The sequence below is a fragment of the Pseudomonas sp. ADAK2 genome, assembly GCF_012935755.1.
Classification (GTDB): domain Bacteria; phylum Pseudomonadota; class Gammaproteobacteria; order Pseudomonadales; family Pseudomonadaceae; genus Aquipseudomonas.
In genome coordinates this window covers 6,461,736-6,479,067 of the sequence record NZ_CP052862.1, presented here as the reverse complement: position 1 = coordinate 6,479,067, position 17,332 = coordinate 6,461,736, and the positions used below count along the sequence as shown (strand labels likewise).

At 50.0% G+C, this 17,332-nt stretch carries 16 protein-coding genes; 8 read left to right on the top strand and 8 right to left on the bottom strand.

Features of this window, described 5'->3' with window-relative positions:
* Nucleotide 1: 1 nt before the first annotated feature.
* Entirely contained in the window at nucleotides 2–91 is a 90-nt protein-coding gene (gene kdpF / locus HKK52_RS29780; RefSeq protein WP_007899818.1) for a K(+)-transporting ATPase subunit F, read from the bottom strand.
* A gap of 335 nt (nucleotides 92–426) precedes the next feature.
* On the opposite strand from kdpF, the gene eat reads away from it, so the two are divergent.
* Together eat and HKK52_RS29770 are read left to right on the top strand one after the other, a co-directional pair.
* Nucleotides 427–1,791: an ethanolamine permease gene (gene eat, locus HKK52_RS29775; RefSeq protein WP_133838287.1), complete on the top strand. Its 1,365-nt coding sequence runs from the start codon at nucleotides 427–429 to the stop codon at nucleotides 1,789–1,791.
* A gap of 124 nt (nucleotides 1,792–1,915) precedes the next feature.
* Nucleotides 1,916–2,083: a DUF2897 family protein gene (locus tag HKK52_RS29770; protein WP_081744012.1), complete on the top strand. Its 168-nt coding sequence runs from the start codon at nucleotides 1,916–1,918 to the stop codon at nucleotides 2,081–2,083.
* 45 nt (nucleotides 2,084–2,128) lie between these two features.
* Here the strand turns inward: HKK52_RS29770 and HKK52_RS29765 are convergent, their stop codons facing one another.
* Together HKK52_RS29765 and HKK52_RS29760 are read right to left on the bottom strand one after the other, a co-directional pair.
* On the bottom strand, nucleotides 2,129–2,980 hold the full coding sequence (locus HKK52_RS29765; RefSeq protein ID WP_169373713.1) for an urea carboxylase-associated family protein: 852 nt from the start codon (nucleotides 2,978–2,980) through the stop codon (nucleotides 2,129–2,131).
* 15 nt (nucleotides 2,981–2,995) lie between these two features.
* Nucleotides 2,996–3,649 (bottom strand): GntR family transcriptional regulator, encoded by a 654-nt coding sequence (locus tag HKK52_RS29760; RefSeq protein ID WP_169373712.1) that lies wholly within the window; start codon nucleotides 3,647–3,649, stop codon nucleotides 2,996–2,998.
* 175 nt (nucleotides 3,650–3,824) lie between these two features.
* On the opposite strand from HKK52_RS29760, the gene HKK52_RS29755 reads away from it, so the two are divergent.
* Nucleotides 3,825–4,382 (top strand): TetR/AcrR family transcriptional regulator, encoded by a 558-nt coding sequence (locus tag HKK52_RS29755; protein WP_169373711.1) that lies wholly within the window; start codon nucleotides 3,825–3,827, stop codon nucleotides 4,380–4,382.
* Here the strand turns inward: HKK52_RS29755 and fabF are convergent.
* The 3 genes from fabF to HKK52_RS29740 all read right to left on the bottom strand — a co-directional run bounded on the left by fabF (nucleotide 4,379) and on the right by HKK52_RS29740 (nucleotide 7,007).
* A complete protein-coding gene (gene fabF, locus HKK52_RS29750) occupies nucleotides 4,379–5,653 on the bottom strand; it encodes a beta-ketoacyl-ACP synthase II (protein WP_169373710.1) in 1,275 nt (424 codons plus the stop codon). The genes HKK52_RS29755 and fabF overlap by 4 nt on opposite strands.
* Before the next feature lie 32 nt (nucleotides 5,654–5,685).
* Nucleotides 5,686–6,480 carry an SDR family NAD(P)-dependent oxidoreductase gene (locus HKK52_RS29745; protein ID WP_169373709.1) on the bottom strand — a complete coding sequence of 265 codons (795 nt, stop codon included), beginning with the start codon at nucleotides 6,478–6,480 and terminating at the stop codon, nucleotides 5,686–5,688.
* A gap of 191 nt (nucleotides 6,481–6,671) precedes the next feature.
* Nucleotides 6,672–7,007 carry a ComEA family DNA-binding protein gene (locus HKK52_RS29740; RefSeq protein WP_169373708.1) on the bottom strand — a complete coding sequence of 112 codons (336 nt, stop codon included), beginning with the start codon at nucleotides 7,005–7,007 and terminating at the stop codon, nucleotides 6,672–6,674.
* Between the two features lie 453 nt (nucleotides 7,008–7,460).
* Between HKK52_RS29740 and HKK52_RS29735 the strand changes: the two genes are divergently transcribed.
* Nucleotides 7,461–9,230 (top strand): hypothetical protein, encoded by a 1,770-nt coding sequence (locus HKK52_RS29735; protein WP_169373707.1) that lies wholly within the window; start codon nucleotides 7,461–7,463, stop codon nucleotides 9,228–9,230.
* A gap of 31 nt (nucleotides 9,231–9,261) precedes the next feature.
* On the opposite strand, the gene HKK52_RS29730 is transcribed toward HKK52_RS29735, so the two are convergent.
* Entirely contained in the window at nucleotides 9,262–10,374 is a 1,113-nt protein-coding gene (locus tag HKK52_RS29730) for an acyltransferase family protein (protein ID WP_169373706.1), read from the bottom strand.
* Nucleotides 10,375–10,601: 227 nt separating this feature from the next.
* Nucleotides 10,602–11,462 (bottom strand): class I SAM-dependent methyltransferase, encoded by an 861-nt coding sequence (locus HKK52_RS29725; RefSeq protein WP_169373705.1) that lies wholly within the window; start codon nucleotides 11,460–11,462, stop codon nucleotides 10,602–10,604.
* A gap of 307 nt (nucleotides 11,463–11,769) precedes the next feature.
* Between HKK52_RS29725 and HKK52_RS29720 the strand changes: the two genes are divergently transcribed.
* Genes HKK52_RS29720 through HKK52_RS29705 form a run of 4 tightly spaced genes read left to right on the top strand, consistent with a single transcriptional unit; the run spans nucleotide 11,770 to nucleotide 17,328 of the window.
* Entirely contained in the window at nucleotides 11,770–13,209 is a 1,440-nt protein-coding gene (locus HKK52_RS29720) for a UbiA family prenyltransferase (protein WP_169373704.1), read from the top strand.
* Nucleotides 13,206–14,522: an FAD-binding oxidoreductase gene (locus HKK52_RS29715; protein ID WP_169373703.1), complete on the top strand. Its 1,317-nt coding sequence runs from the start codon at nucleotides 13,206–13,208 to the stop codon at nucleotides 14,520–14,522. The genes HKK52_RS29720 and HKK52_RS29715 overlap by 4 nt, the downstream gene beginning before the upstream one ends.
* Nucleotides 14,519–15,259: an SDR family oxidoreductase gene (locus HKK52_RS29710; protein WP_169373702.1), complete on the top strand. Its 741-nt coding sequence runs from the start codon at nucleotides 14,519–14,521 to the stop codon at nucleotides 15,257–15,259. Before HKK52_RS29715 ends, HKK52_RS29710 begins: the two co-directional genes overlap by 4 nt.
* Entirely contained in the window at nucleotides 15,256–17,328 is a 2,073-nt protein-coding gene (locus tag HKK52_RS29705) for a hypothetical protein (RefSeq protein ID WP_169373701.1), read from the top strand. Before HKK52_RS29710 ends, HKK52_RS29705 begins: the two co-directional genes overlap by 4 nt.
* The last annotated feature ends 4 nt before the right edge of the window (nucleotides 17,329–17,332 follow it).

The following is a 17,332-nucleotide window of genomic DNA, read 5'->3' as shown; positions in this document are numbered from 1 at the left end:
CCTAGTTCCGGTCCGCGCGCAACAGCGCAACCAACAGATAAATGAACAGCCCCACTGCCAGTAGCAGTGACACCCCGTCCAGAACGCTCATGGAAGTTCTCCGTGTTACGGCGTATTGCCGCTTGTGCAGTCATTGTCGGCAGGGAGGCTGTAAAGGAACGAGAGCGAGGGGGTTGGCTGGGCATAAAGAAAGCGTAAAGAGTGGGTTTATGCGGGCGTTACAGGTGGGTTGGTGGGGTTTGTGCTTGCCCGCGAAGACGGCAGAACAGCCGCCACCGCCCCCAACTGGCGCACAAAAACCGCACATCCGGCAGCGATCATCCCCGATACGACAGCTTTCAGCGCTTTACGACGCGCAAATACAAAATGGCACGCCCGCTGCACGCGCCCTCCCCCGAGCTTTCCAAACCGTTCAGGGAGCAACGCATGAACACACAACTCAAACCCACGCTGGGCACGCTGCACCTGTGGGGCATCGCGGTCGGGCTGGTGATTTCCGGTGAGTACTTCGGCTGGAGTTATGGCTGGGGCGTGGCCGGGACACTGGGCTTTCTGGTGACGTCCTTTATGGTCGCGACCATGTACACCTGCTTTATCTTCAGTTTCACCGAACTGACCACGGCGATTCCCCACGCTGGCGGCCCGTTTGCCTACAGCCGCCGCGCCTTTGGCGAGAAAGGTGGATTGATTGCCGGGCTGGCGACGCTGATCGAATTCGTCTTCGCCCCGCCCGCCATCGCCCTGGCGATTGGTGCGTACCTGAATGTGCAATTTCCGGCGCTTGATCCAAAACACGCGGCGGTCGGCGCCTACATCGTGTTCATGGGCCTGAACATCCTCGGAGTGAAACTCGCCGCAACCTTCGAGTTGATCGTCTGCGTATTGGCCGTGGCCGAACTGCTGGTATTCATGGGTGTGGTCGCTCCGGCATTCAGCTTCAGCAACTTCGCGCTCAATGGCTGGGCCGGTTCCGATGTGTTCGGCGCACCGGCAATTGCCGGGATGTTTGCGGCGATTCCGTTTGCGATCTGGTTTTTCCTCGCCATTGAAGGCGCCGCCATGGCGGCCGAAGAAGCCAAGGATCCGAAGCGGACGATTCCGAAGGCTTATATCAGCGGCATCCTGACCCTGGTGCTGCTGGCCATGGGCGTAATGTTCTTTGCCGGTGGCGTCGGCGACTGGCGCACTTTGTCGAACATCAACGACCCGCTGCCGCAAGCGATGAAAACCGTGGTCGGCGAAAGCTCCGGCTGGTTGCACATGCTGGTGTGGATCGGGTTGTTCGGCCTGGTGGCGAGTTTCCACGGGATCATTCTTGGCTACTCGCGACAGTTCTTCGCCCTCGCCCGGGCCGGATACCTGCCGAAATCGTTGGCCAAGTTGTCGCGTTTCCAGACGCCGCATCGGGCGATCATTGCCGGTGGCTTGATCGGTATCGCAGCGATCTACAGCGACGGTTTGATTAATCTTGGTGGCATGACGCTGACCGCGGCGATGATCACCATGGCGGTGTTCGGCGCGATCGTGATGTACATCATGAGCATGCTCAGCCTGTTCAAACTGCGTAAAACCGAGCCAAACCTGGAGCGCACTTTCCGCGCGCCGTGCTATCCGTTGGTGCCGATGATCGCGCTGGTGCTGGCGGTGGTGTGCCTGGTGGCGATGGCCTGGTTCAACGCCTTGATCGGGCTGATCTTCGTCGGCTTCATGGCGGTGGGTTTCGTGTACTTCATGCTCACCGCGCAATTGCGCGCCGATGCGCCGGCGGATGCGATGTTGACCGGGCTTTAAACAGCACAGGTGCGGCTGTCATAACAGGCATAGAATGGAACCACTGCGAAAACTAATCGCTCAAAGTGGTATGCACGATCGGTTGGCGAAATCCGCCAACCGGCCTGCCCTCAAGGAGAGCCCTATGCCCTGGTATGCCTGGTTGATTCTGGTCGTTGCAATCGGCTCGATCGTTGGCGGTCTGATGATGTTGCGTGACACCGCCACCAAGGTCGATCTGACCGAAGAGCAACGTAAACGCGTCGCCGAACGCAATGCGGAAATGGATGCCAAGGAAGCGCAGGACCGCTAAATAAAAAACCCCATCATTCAACTCGAATGATGGGGTTTTGCGTTTCTATTTCTCCCAATCGGCCTTGGCGATGTGCAAGCCATGCAGCCCTTTGTACGCCGCACGCTCCGGCTGGCTCCAGCCTTCGAGCAATGAATCTTCCAAGCGATAAATCTCCACCCCCAGCGGGCGGCACACGCTCAGCGGATCTTGCGCATCCGGCCCCCACATGGCCAATGACAGGTCGCCGCCGGGGCAGGTCGACAGCGCACACAGCAAATCTATTTCGGCAAAGAATTCCAGGTAATCGCCCTTCTGCGCCGGGCACGCCTTCATGAAGTACATGTCGTCATGGTTCAGGCCGGTGCACTGGAAAATATTCAGTACGTCGTGCACGTCGAACTCGGTCAAGCCATGGGGCAGCACGGCGCGGGTCAGGTTCGAGTGGCAGTGATGATGGAAGTCTTCGCCGGTGAGCATTTTGTTCACGTATGGATCGCAACGCGTGCCGAGCAGATCGTGCAAACGGCCGCCGTGCTCGTCGATGCCATAACCGGCCAGGCTGTCATCGGTGATGGTCACCAGTGGCCGCAGAAACGGCAGGTTCGACCACAGACGGTCATGGGTGCTGACATGGGCGCCCTGCAACTGCCGGGTGCGCGCAGCCCACAGGCGTTCGCGCGGGTCATGGGCATTCCAGACGTTGAAATCCCCGACCTGAGGCCCGACCGGGGTGGTAACTCGAAATACGTGCCCGGCCGGGACGTTCCAGGCACGGCCAGTGCGGATTGGCACTTCGAATTGCTCGATCAGCGTGCGCCCGTCCCTGCTGTCGCGAACCCGTTCATAAAACGCCTTGTCCACCTGCAAGGCCGAGCCTTTGCTGACTTGATAGGCCGCCGGATAGTCTTTGTACATGGCACGAATCCTCGATCAGTGATGGGGAACAGGGGTCAACAGCTGCAACAGCAGTTGCTCGGAATCGTCGAGATACAGGCTCAGCGCATCCAGCGCCCCAGCTTTGTCGCCCTCGGCGAGCAGGTCGTGGATCAACCGGTCGCGGGCCAGCCACGGCGCCTGAAAGCGCGACTCATCCGGCGCGCTGCAAAACACCAGGCGCAGTTGCGCGACAACGTTGGTGAAGAATTCATCGAACAACGGGCTGCGCATCAACCCGACGATATGTTGATGAAACGCCAGGCTATGGGTGCCGACCGCGCGCCAGTCTTCGCGATCCCGCGCCAGTTCCGTGGCTTCCAGGGCTTCGAGCATTCGGTCGGACTGGTATTCGCGCAGCGGCTGGCTGCTGCTGATGGCTTGCAATTCCAGGGTGCGGCGAACCTTGAACAGGTCGCGCACGTCGTCGACACCGACCCTGCGCACCATCACGCCTTTATTGCGCACATAGCGGGTCAGGCCTTCCTGCCCCAGCCGATGCAGCGCTTCGCGAATGGTGTTGCGCGAGGCGTTGTAAGCCGACACCAGATCGTTTTCCACCAGTGCCATGCCCGGCAGCAAACGACCACCGATGATGTCGGCGCGCAACTCCAGGGTGATGTGATCGGCCAGGGACAGTCCGCTGCTCATGGGTATCGCCTCGTGATTGTTCAACAATCGTTAGCGAATGAGTAATCACTATTCATGCCAATTCCAAGCCACGCCGCAACCGAGTTGCACGCATCTGCATGCTTTTTAGAAGTAGAAGTACAGTCACCATCCAACGTTCATTGGTTAATATGGCGCATTGTCGCGGAGATCAGAGATGCGTTACTCGCAAGACCATAAAGCCCAGACCCACCAACGCATCATCAAGGAAGCGTCAGCACGTTTCCGCCGCGACGGAATCGGTGCTACCGGCTTGCAACCACTGATGAAAGCGCTGGGGTTGACCCATGGCGGCTTTTATTCGCACTTCAAATCCAAGGATGAACTGGTGGAAAAGGCCTTGGTGGCCGCGGGCGAAGAAGTTGAAGGGTTGTGCGCCGAGCTGTTCGCTTCCGAGCGTCCGCTGGACGCCTTCATCGACACCTATTTGTCCGAATGGCACCAGACGTCACCCCATCAAGGATGCCCACTGCCGACCATGTCGTCGGAACTTGGGCTGCGCGGGCAACCGAGCCCTACCAGCGATGCGGTGCTCAATGCTCGACTTGAACAAGTGCAAGGCACCCTGGAAGGCGAAAACGCCGCCGAGCGCAGCATCGTCATCATGTCGACGCTGATCGGGGCGCTGCTGTTATCCCGCAGTGTCGAGAACCCTGAGCTGGCTCAGCGGATTCTCGACGTCACTCGTAATCACCTCAAGCAAACCAAAGACTAGCCCTGCCAGCGCTTGAACAGCACACTGGCATTGACCCCGCCAAAGCCGAAGCCGTTGGACAATGCGTATTCGATCGGCATTGACCGCGCCTGGCCGTGAACGATATCCACCCCCTGCGCGGCCGGATCCGGGTTTTCGAAGTTGAGGGTCGCGGGCACGATCTGATCGCGGATCGCCAACAACGTGAAGATCGCCTCAATCCCGCCAGCGGCGCCGAGCAGGTGCCCGGTGGCGGACTTGGTCGACGTCACGGCAATTTTGTTATCCGTGCCAAACAATGACTTGATCGCCGCCAACTCCCCCAGATCTCCAACGGGAGTCGAGGTGGCGTGAGCGTTGAGGTGCTGGACCTGCGCCGCTGAAATACCCGCCTGCGCCAACGCCAGCGACATCGCCCGTCGGGCACCGCTGCCATCTTCCGGACCGGCCGTCAGGTGATAGGCGTCGGCACTGGTGCCGTAGCCGACCAACTCCGCGATGGGCTGGGCACCACGGGCCAAGGCATGTTCCAGGGATTCGATTACCAACAGACCGGAACCCTCGCCCATCACAAAGCCATCGCGATCACTGTCGAACGGCCGCGAGGCGCGCTCCGGGGTTTCGTTGAAACCGCTGGACAAGGCACGGGCAGCCGCAAACCCGGCCAGGCTGACGCGATCGATTGCCGCCTCCGCCCCGCCGCACACGGCAATATCGGCTTCGCCGCAGCGAATCAACCGCGCCGCATCACCAATCGCCTGGACCCCGGCGGCGCAGGCGGTGACCGGCGCACCCAACGGACCTTTAAAGCCATGTTGGATCGACACATGGCCAGCCGCGAGGTTGACCAGAAACGATGGGATGGTGAACGGTGACAAACGTCGCGGCCCGCGGGTATCAGTGGTGCGCACCGCATCGGCTATCGCACCGAAACCACCTACGCCGGAACCGATAATCGTGGCGGTGCGTTCCTGGGCGTTGGCGTCCTGCGCTTGCCAACCGGCCTGCTCCAGCGCCTGGCGTGCAGCCTCCATGGCAAACATGATGAAGCGGTCCATCTTCTTCTGTTCTTTGGGCGGGGTGGCTCGGTCCGGGTCGAAACCTGCTTCGGCATCTTCAGCCAGGCTCGGCACGGCGCCACCGACCTTCGCCGACAAATCGGCGACCACTTCGTCCGGCAACGCCCGCAACCCGGAGCGCCCGGCCAGCAGGCGCGCCCAGACGGCTTCGACGCCACTGCCCAACGGCGACACCAGGCCCATACCCGTAACAACGACTCGACGATCACTCATACCGCTTTCACCTCAAACCGATTCATGGCGCCTCACTTATAGCGTGCGGCGGCTTTGTCTCGAGACAAGTTCGGCGCCATCACATGACGGGCCGCAACAAAGGCTTCCCACTCGGACGCTTCCGGCAACGAAGGAATGGTGACCAGTTCACCCTGGTCCAGACCGGACAACGCCGCGTCGACCATCTCCCCTGCATCCATGATCATTTCCGCCGGGATGCCACTGGCGTCGATGCCGGAGCGCTCCCAGATTTCAGTGCGTGTCACCCCTGGCAACACGGCTTGAACCTGGACCCCGGTGCCGTTCAATTCAGCATCCAACGATTGGGTCAGACTCAGAACATACGCCTTGCTGGCGCTGTACGTCGCGTTGAACCGTTCAGGGAACAGTGCCACCACGGACGCGATGTTAATGATCGTGCCGCGACCGGCCTTGGCAAAACTGGCTGCTGCCGCCGAAGCCAGCCGCGTGACGGTGGTGACGTTGAGCTGAATCAAGCGCTCCAACTGGTCCAGGTCGGCGTTGGCCAACAATCCATCGGCGGCAACGCCTGCGTTGTTGAGCAGCAGGCTGATACTGGAATCGCTGCGCAGACGCTGCTCAAGTTTCAACACTTCTTCTTTTTGCGTCAGGTCAGCCTTGAGCACTTCAACTCGAACGCCATGCTCGGCGCGCAATACGCTCGCCGCCGCCTCCAGCCGCTGCTCGTCGCGAGCAACCAACAACAAATCAAAACCACGGGCCGCCAACCGCTCGGCGTAAACCGCCCCGATACCGGAAGAAGCACCGGTGACGAGGGCTGTACCTTGAGACTGGGTGGAATTCATGACGGTGCTCCTGAGTATGCTTGAAGGAAAGCGAGCGCCAGAGCGCTCCTGTCTTTTATTATAGGCATAATCCTAACGCAATATGATAGCCGTAATTTTTTATGCGCCGACGGAAGGCCTATCAACAAACGCTTGGCCCGAACGTAAAAAAGGCCGGTCAATGACCGGCCTCTTGGCGTTGATCTACAAGCTTAGTTCACTTCGAGCTTGTCGCGATTCCTGTCCAGAATCGCTTTGCCGATCCCTTTCACTTCCAGCAACTCATCCACCGATGCAAACGGCCCATTCGTCTCACGATACGCAACAATCGCCTTAGCCTTGGCTTCACCGACACCCGCCAGTTCACGCTGCAGCGTCGGGGCATCGGCGCCGTTCAGATCGATTTTTTCGCCCTGCGCCTTGGCGGCGACGTCCAGCACCAACGGTGCATTGATCGCTTCAGGCTTGGTTGCAGGTGCAGCAATGGCAGCGATAGAGGCGCTGGTGAGCAGGGCAAAAACCAGGGAGGAGAAATAACCTGTACGCATAAATGAAGCTCCATGACATCGATTGGGAAAGCAGCTTTTCCGAAGCTGCTCTCCAAACTTAGGCGATGGGGTGGAGCTGTCAAAAGTGTGTACGTTACAGAATGTGAAACAATCAGGGTTCGAGACGGCGTTGCTGGTGAATCCAGTCGACGATCTCGCCGTCGGGGTAGCGGCTACTCTCCTCATGAGACGTCGCAATCGGAGGAATTCCCCCTATTTATAGCTGTGAGTTTACAGCTTCCGGCCATATCGATCTCGTGAGCACCCCGTGACCAAAACATGATGTAAGAACCAGCAGAATCTAGTTAAAATGGCACGAAGACTCATTTCTATTTTTATGAGGAGAAAGTCATTCAATCTTCCGATATGCCCCAGACTAGCTACAACAAACAGAATAATGAAGATCGAATTCCGAAAAAAAATACAAACCGAAATATTAAATCGGATACATCTGTGATAAAACGATTTTTGCCTCCACTGCTAATTATTACAGCAACGCTTCACCTTATTACCTCTAATGGCTATGCAGGTGAGGCAGAACACGGATACTCGCTGGAGTTCATCGGTCTCCTACTGTCCTGCATATGTATAACTTTGGCGCCCGGAATTGCAATATCCGCTTGGCTAACTAAATCAAACTCAAACACCATCCTTCCACTTACCATATTACTAACAACTGGAGTACTTGGCTGGATACAGTTCTGGGCGTGGTTTATCAACCCTGCCACTGGATATATTTTTAATCTGACAATATTAACTGCATGCATTTTTTCACTTCTAGCAAGGCCGATAACCCTATTAAGCAATCGGCTTTGGCGGCCCCTCTTGGTTTTTGTGCTGGTTACTACCACCTACGCCACGATAGTAGTGGATCATGGGGCAGTGAATGAAGGGGCGCAGTTAACACAAAAAAGATACTGGCTAACACCAGACAATATGATACCAAAGCTGTTTGCAGACCACTTGCTTAAAGATAGATCCGAGCTTTTATCAGACTTTCAAGGTGATTGGCAATCCAGTGATCGCCCTCCACTGGAAACAGGTATTATTCTGAGTGCATACGGTTTGGTTAAACCAGAGGTTAGAACATTCGCCTACCTCTGCTTGGGAATTATTAGTAACTGCCTGTGGATTTTCGCTTTATGGCCATTACTTCGCGTTCTAAAAATCCCACAAAAAAATATCAGCTTAATAGTTCTAACCATTGCATGTGTTGGAGCGGTTTTTGTAAACTCAGTCTTTGCCTGGCCAAAAATGTTAGCCGGTGCAATGTTACTAGGTGCGATGTCATTTGTAATTCTAAAAAAATATAGAAAAGTTAATCTCAGTTTGACCGCCGCCGGAATAATGGCCGCACTTTCGATGTTATCCCATGGTGCAGCACTGTTTGGATTATTGGGTTTTTCGATCTATCTACTTATTACCAGAACCACACCGAAGCCTTTCACATCACTTATCTGCGTCGTAACTGCGATACTAATTTACTCACCGTGGGTAGCATACCAAAAACTCTACGACCCTCCAGGCGACAGACTATTAAAATGGCAATTGGCCGGCATAATAATAAGGCAAGATACGCTTCCTCCATTGACCGCCATTCTCGATGAGTATGCAAAAATCGGGTGGCAAAAAACAATAAGCAACAAAGTATCCAATATTCGATTGTTTATAGGCGAACCTACGATTGATGTGACCGCAAACTCGGATTTCAACCTTCTAAACAATCTAAACACAGGGTCACTGAGGTGGTTCACCGTATCAAAAATGGGACTGGCTCCATTTATCCTTTTACTTGGAATTCCATTTCTATTTCTAAAGAAATTTCATAAAACAGACTTTGGAAAATTTGCATTAATCAATGTCGGCATTTCCAGTTTGGTTTTCACAATGCTAATATTTGGGACCTATCCAGATTCTAGCGCCTGGTTATTCACCGCGCCTTACTCCATACTTTTGCTTTGGTGCGCTATTTTCCCTGCGGCAATCTCTAACTACAATGGCTCTTGGCTTAACATTTTTGTTGTCATAAACGCTATAGTTTTCACGTTCTTTTGGAGCGTGGACGTACCCAATGGTACGGCCCTTGGCCCAGCATCAAATGAAATACCAAACGGTGAGATTTTAAAAGAGTTCAGAATATGGTCATTAGTACTTATAGCGAGCCTTATTGCTATATCCTTGAACTGGACGAGGATTCCCCGACAGAAAAATGAAATCAGGTAATAAGACCCATCATCTTGTTACCTTTATCAGATCAAGTCACCAGAGTGTTAACATATCTTTTTCTAAGAGACAAAAACGGACGCTCAATAACTCTGTAAGTTAGCATCGAAAAAACCAACACAATGGGGAGAATCACGGCAAAAGTCATAAACATCAGATCCAACTTCGGATCGCCCGTCGGATGAAACACGAGATCTTTTCGAGTCGCAAATAATAGGACAATTGAAAAATGCAATAAATAAATAGAAAAGCTACACTCTCCCACTTTACATAGACCACTTGAGATGAGTGCGGGGAAAATATTCTTACTCCCTACATACCCAACTATGAATACAGCGTAAACGACTCCTTCTATCGTCGGCCACAATATCTTCCACCACTCTTGAGATACCCAACCGCCATGGTGATTTAACCAAAAAAGCATATATATCACCACTCCGGTGCCGCTCAAAAACATGGAGAGCAAAAGATACTTAAACTCACGCAACACCCTAAGTAATACAGCCGCTCCCATACCCAACACGAATTGATCAATACGCCCAATCAACTGCGAATACGACATATCCCTCGCATCTGCCCCCAACCCTATCGCGAGCAACCTGAACGCCAAAGCAACCGCTAGAATACTTACTATAGTTTTTGCTGGGGCCTTATTTAACGCCGACAAGATAAACGGGAAAATCAGATAAAATTGAAACTCCACAGCAACCGCCCAAGACATCCCGACGGCTCCATTTGTTTGCATCAAGCCGACATTAGCTAACGGTAAAACTGTAGAAACAAATTCAGCAAGAACAAACTTCTGAGGACTAATCGATATGCTGAAGAAAATCACCATTAGGTACAACGGATAAATTCTTAATATTCGATTCAGTATAAATTTTGAATAATTTACTTCCTTCCCATATGTACCGTACGCAAAGATAAAACCACTCAACACCATAAATAATGCAACTGCAGAATGCCCTTCGATTATAAATGCGGAAAAGGGTGAAGACGCGACCGGCCAAGCCCCCCCAAACCACTGCCCTGTGAGCATAACCGAACCTACCAGTTGTTGCACATGATACAAAACGATCCAAATAGCCGCGAAAGCTCTCAAGTGGTCGACCTGCGGCAAAAATTTAATATTTGAACTTTGCAACCGAGTAAATCCCTAAATGCAATTTGAGAATCGGAGGGATATAACCAAGTAAGCCCTTTGCGACTTTCTTACTATACCCCTCCCCAAACCAAGCATACTTGTTTGCGAGAGCCTCTATCAATTTCAACTAGCTGGACAAAACGGATAGCATCGCAATTTTGAGAAACAACCCAGACCGTCCATACCTTAAAAAAGCAAAATCAAACATAAACGCAACGGCCATCAGGTTATTTCTTTTGTATCACAAACACCTCAAAACTATCACCATCGATACCTCGAGACGGATCTGGGGAGGCTCGCGTAACGACTTTATATCCACTCCAACTTTCTAACAATGACTCTAGATCCTGCCCCCAATCAAATGTGACCAGAACACGACCATCGCCAATTGGACTGCCATGATAGGCCGGATCTAATAAATGAACGACTGCTCCATTTTCGAGCTTGGCTCGCTGAACACTCTCAGGTAAGTGATGATGTCGGGGAGTAGTGAAGATATACCAACCTCCTGGGCGTAGCGTCCGCATAACTTCCCTCACGGATTCTGCAGGATCAAATACATGCTCTAGTACATCTTGTGCTATAAAAACATCAAGAGACTCCGTTGCGATAGACAAATCCTCTAGATTTTCACTGGTCCCGCCATTCGCTAACGCGGCACCGGACAGTACATCCGGCTCATAAAAAGAATAAGTATAGTTACTGGCAAGCATTTTCAATCGCATGTTACTAGGCGAAGACTCATGTATAAGTTTTTCAGTCCATGCTGGAACCTGTTCGTCTAATGCCCTCATCAGATTTCTCTCGCGAGGCACAGAGCCACATTCCGAGCAGACGTAATGATCTCGAAGCCAGCCGTCTGATGAAGAAAAAACGGCTTGCGATCTGCAGCAATGGCAGTAGCCAGTGCTCCGGGCTATCGTCGTGCCTATAGTTGGCTCCAAACCATGAAAAACCTGCCAATCTTGAGCAGATTTGACGAGCGCTCTTAGCACCCAAGTCTGCTCATCGGGACGCATCACATTCCAATCGATATTCTCTAGCGCTTGAATCAATGAAGCGACCTTGTTGACCTGATCCACATCCATAGAAACACACCTACCCTTTTAAGATAGCTATACCTAACAGAATATGAGAAAAATTTGAATAGCTCACAACTGAAAAAACGTTAAAAAAATCAGAAAATGCGATGCGACCAGCAAGGAAAATAGAAGCATAAGCTCGAAAAATAAAAAAAACTGTTATTCACACACATAGAATTCTGGAAAAACAATATCAAGATGGCATACAATACCAATCTAAAGTAATAGTTGTACAGAACCTAAAATCTCGAATCTAATTTTAAGCGCTGACTTTCTACGGAAATTATTAGACCCAAAGGCCGCGAGTCAAAAAATGAATTCTAATAGCGAAACACATATTCCGTTGGTAGTGGACTTGGATGGCACTTTGCTCAAGTCAGACATGTTGCATGAATGTGGAATGCAATTTATCCGAACGAAACCGCTTAAGACATTAACACTACTATCATGGTTGCGCCTAGGTAAGGCCAAATTCAAAGAGCGCTTGGCTGATAGTGTTGAAATTGATGTATCTGTACTACCTTACGATATTGAAGTAATAAATTTTATTAGTGCTGAGAAGAAAAAAAATCGCAAGATAATCCTTGCCACTGCCACTCATCATTCCTTAGCGCAACTTATTGCAGATCACTTAGGTTTATTCGATCACGTTTTCGCAACAACCACCGACCGCAATTTGAGTTCGCATCGAAAGCGCGACCTCATGGTCGAGACCTTTGGGCACAAAGGTTACGATTACGTAGGCAACTCTCAGGACGACGTTGAAGTGTGGGAAGCCGCAGCCAAAGCCTATGTTGTTAATCCTGAAAGGGGTGTAGTTGCCAAAGCTAAAGCTCTAGGCAATGTAGAAAATATAACATTTTCAAATAAAGCAACATTGAGGGACTGGCTTAAAGGCATTCGGCTCCACCAGTGGATGAAGAACTCGCTAATATTTGTTCCCTTGCTTGCCGCACACCAGGTAACAGACGTTTCACTTCTCGCACAATGTCTTTTAGCTTTTGTTTTCTTTGGATTATGCGCATCCAGTGTGTACATTCTTAACGACCTTCTAGATTTATCAGACGATCGTCACCATCGGACAAAAAAGAATAGGCCATTTGCGTCAGGTAAAATATCAATAGCCGGCGGGTTGTTGTTATTCCCAACTCTTTTGATCATAGCCTTGGGTGGGAGCGCATTCTTGCTTCCGCCAGAGTTCTGCGCAACGCTCCTTCTCTATTACGGCTTGACGCTCACATATTCACTTTGGTTAAAACGTCATATGACGATTGATGTAATCGCGCTGGCGTCACTTTACACACTGCGAATAATCGCAGGAGCGGCGGCACTGCAGCTCAATCTTACTTTCTGGTTATTAGCCTTCTCAATGTTTATATTTTTAAGTCTTGCTCTTGTTAAGCGTTACGCGGAGTTGAATGACGCCAGAGCTAAAGGTCAAACATCCAAAACGCGAGGACGAGGATACTATCCAAGTGACCTAGAGATGGTGTCATCTTTAGGCGCAGCTTCCGGTTATCTCTCCGTAATGGTGTTAGCGTTATATATCCATGACAATACGACCACGACGATGTATTCACACCCACAGATAATCTGGCTCGCCTGCCCCTTGCTGCTGTTTTGGATTACCCGTATGTGGATGTTAACCCACAGAGGGCAAATGAATGACGACCCAGTGCTCTTTGCAGCACGAGACAAGGTTAGTATCATTACTGGGGCTCTTTTCGGCGCTGTTTTCTGGATTGCAGCATGAGCAAAAAAACATTATCTTGGGGGAATTATCCCCACCACCCCCAACAACTTCATAGCGTGTCATGGCGCGATGAGATCCCTCAGTTGATAAATGCAGTCACCGTGTGCAATGGTGGAACGTTGGCTTTCGGTAACGGCAGAAGTTACGGCGATAGTTGCCTCGCCGTTAACTCGCATTTAATTCACACGAGAAACGCCAACCGCTTTATCCATGTCGATTGGAAAACCGGAAGGCTTATAGCAGAAGCAGGTACAACGCTCGCTGAGATTGCGGATTTAGCGATCCCTAATGGATGGTTCTTGAGCGTTACCCCAGGCACAAAGTTTGTAACGCTTGGTGGCGCTGTAGCGAACGATGTTCACGGTAAAAACCACCATATTAGAGGAACCTTCGGAAATCACGTCATTCAATTCAGTCTTGTCAGGAGCGATGGAGAAACGCTCTTATGCTCAAAAGACAATAATTCTGAATATTTTTCTGCAACCATCGGAGGGTTAGGGCTAACGGGAATTATTGAGTGGGTAGAAATACAACTACTCCCCATAAGATCAACTCAAATAAATACTGTTACTGAACGTTTTAATGCAATAGAAGAGTTTTTCAATTTGTCGTTTGAATTGGATCATAAACACGAATATAGCGTTGCCTGGATTGATTGCCTTGCCAAAGGTAAAAATACAGGACGTGGTGTTTTAATTCTAGGTGACCATTCTCAATATGGAAAGTTAACACCGGACAATCGCCGCAGTATTACGTTTCCTGTAACCACGCCGACTTCGCTGGTTAATAAATTTACATTGCGTTTAATGAACGAAACGTATTGGCATAAACAACCCGCCAAACGGACGATTGGCCATTCAGAATATGCACCATTTTTTTACCCTTTAGATGCTATAAATTTTTGGAACCGTGCATATGGGCGACGTGGTTTCCAACAATACCAATGCGTTATTCCAGAAAAAAATGCTGAGATTGCGATAAAAGAACTACTTCGTGTAATCGCTCAATTTGGAAGAGGTTCGTTTTTAGCCGTACTAAAACGTTGTGGCAATATAGCCTCTCCCGGGCTTTTGTCATTCCCGATGGAAGGAACTTCCCTTGCATTGGATTTCCCTCAACATCAGGATTTAGCAGATAAATTATTTCCTGTACTAGACCTTATCGTAAAAGACGCAGGGGGCCGACTCTACCCTGCCAAAGACGCCCATATGAGCGGCGCTGATTTCAGACAGGGTTATCCAGACTGGGAAATCATAGAGAACTATCGAGATAAAAAACTAAACTCTCTCTTTTGGAAACGAGTGACTTCATGAAAAAAATACTGATTGTCGGTGCAACCTCTGCGATTGCCCGAGAATGTGCTCGTCTCTGGGCGAAGGAACGAAGCGAGTTTTTTCTAGTGGCTCGTAATGCCAACCAACTGGAACAGACTTCCAATGATTTAATCGCACGAGGAGCCACAAATACCACTTCCTTGATAATGGATGTCACTGACGTTGATCAACATCAAAGTATGCTGAATAGCTGTATGGACATTCTCAAGCAGATTGATATCGTACTGATCGCTCACGGAACGTTGCCTAATCAAACGGAATGTCAAACAGATGCGCAGGTCGCAATTAAAGAATTCGAAATAAACGGGCTTTCTACTATTGCGTTGATGACAACGATCTCCAACCAATTGGAAGCCCAGCGACATGGATCATTAGCTGTGATCTCTTCCGTAGCCGGCGATAGGGGCCGACCATCAAACTATCTGTACGGAAGCGCGAAGGCCGCTGTTACAACTTTCGCTGAAGGTCTTCAAGCACGACTATTCAAAATTAATGTTAACGTCCTCATTGTCAAACCGGGCTTTGTCAATACCCCCATGACCGCAGGGCTGAATCTACCTCAAGTCTTGGTGGCACAACCAGAAAACGTGGCTAAACAGATAATCAAGGCAATTGAACGTAAGTCAACGTCAATTTATACGCCTAATTTTTGGTTATTGATTATGACAGTGATTAAGTTGATCCCTACGGCCATCTTCAAAAGAATCAATCTATGACTGGAACAGATCAAAAAAAAATCGAAATAGCTCTGCTGTTTGTCGTATTAGGGCTCACGACGGCAATAATAGTTCTTGCTGTTGTAGGTGCGCTTACTAATTATTCCCCAGTTCCTTTCTGGGACATGTGGAACGGCTATCTAGAGTTTTATACTAAGCTAACTAGCGGTGATATAAGTGCAATCTGGGCTCAACACAATGAGCACAGAGTAATTATATCGCACTTATTATTTTGGTTCGACTTGAGTGTATTTGGTGGCCGAGGTGGATTTTTAATTGCGTGCAACTATATTTTAGTCTCCATGAGCGCCTACATATTCTGTCGATGGCTGAGCCTTAATTCCGGCGGTACAAACAAAACTATTAATACACTTGCATGTTCTCTTCTTTGTGCCTGGCTTTTCTTTTGGTGCCAGGAAAACAACCTGACATGGGGATTCCAAAGCCAGTTTTTCCTAGCGCAACTTTTGCCGCTCTGTTCTTTTTTTTGGTGTTATAAAACACACACATCTGATAAACCCAACATCGCATTTGCTATAGCATGTCTATTTGGGGTTGTCTCTGCGGGCACGATGGCAAATGGTATTGTCGCATTGCCGCTGATGTTTTTTTATGCAATCGCGACCAAGATCAGCCTAAAACGAACTGCGGTACTGGCACTACTTTCAATTACAACGCTATCACTTTACTTTACAAACTATCATTCCGTCATCGGTCATGGCTCTCTACAGGAAACCATAAAAACGAATCCAATAGGGCTAATCCACTTTATTCTATTATACGTCGGTAGCCCATTCCATTATTTCACTGAAAGCGGGAGCATTCTTGGCGCGACATTGGCAGGTCTCATTTTAATCCTGAGCACCTTCTATTATTTTTGCTCTAGTATCTTAAAAAGAGATAAAGTGCCATCACAACTCGCACTGGTTTTTTTTATAATTTACATAGGAGCTACAGCATTTGGTACGGCCGGAGGTAGATTACTATTTGGCCTGGAAAGTGCTTTTTCCAGTCGATACACCACCCCGGCTCTGATGGCTTGGGCGGCACTATTCCTTCTTGCCTATCCTCTGCTCTCAAAATATGCCAACAGGTTTAAAGTCACAGCATTAATAGGAACCAGTCTTTTTATATTAGCAATGCTGCCTCAGCAGATGAAAGCTCTTCAGTCACCCGATGATAAGAAGTTTAATCAGGAGGTCGCCGCGCTAGCGCTGGATCTTCGAATTGAAGATCAACTACAGATAGGCGTAATTTTCCCTTCTGCTAAGTGGGCACTCTCTATCTCGGCGATTCCGGTGCAGCAACAACTCTCGGTATTTGGACTTTCATATATGAAAGGATTGTACGAGCAATTGGGGAGCTCGTCCCATCACAGCAACAGTCCTGTTTGTATAGGTGCCATTGACGAGTCAGCCTCATTTGAAGAACCGGGTTACGTACGGGTAAGAGGCTGGATGTTTGATCCAGCCAGTCAGCACTCTCCGAAAAAATTAACCTTTATTGACTCTTCCGACAAAATAGTGGGGTTTGCGTTAAGCGGTCAACCTAGAGATGATGTTGCCAATGCAATATCCCCAAATGCAAAAAAGTCCGGATTCAAAGGCTACATAAAATCTAGCCAAAGGGGTTTCCCGGTGACCATTTTAGGAGATGATGGAGTCTGCATTCTATCTGCTCTTACCCCTCAGACTCCCTTCACCGTTTCTACAGTGTCTCAGGAGGACTATTTACCCGAAACTCTCGCTGGGTTTTCACAACTGAAAAGGTCGCAACCCTACAGTACGATCATCGGCCCAGACACGACCATTACAGTTAAATCCCCGAAAGACGTTCTGCTCACACTCAAACGTGGTCAATCCATCTACTACCGGTCTAGTGCATTAACATCTGGATTAAACTTCAAACTCCCCCTGGATCAGGGCTACTCATTCACTCTCCCCCTGTCAATGGAGTGGACACAGCTTATCTTTGACAATCCATCCCTACCTGATATTTTTGACCTGGAACTCATCAATCAAGAACCTAGCGATACAACATGGTTCGAGATAAAATTGAAAGATAAATGATATT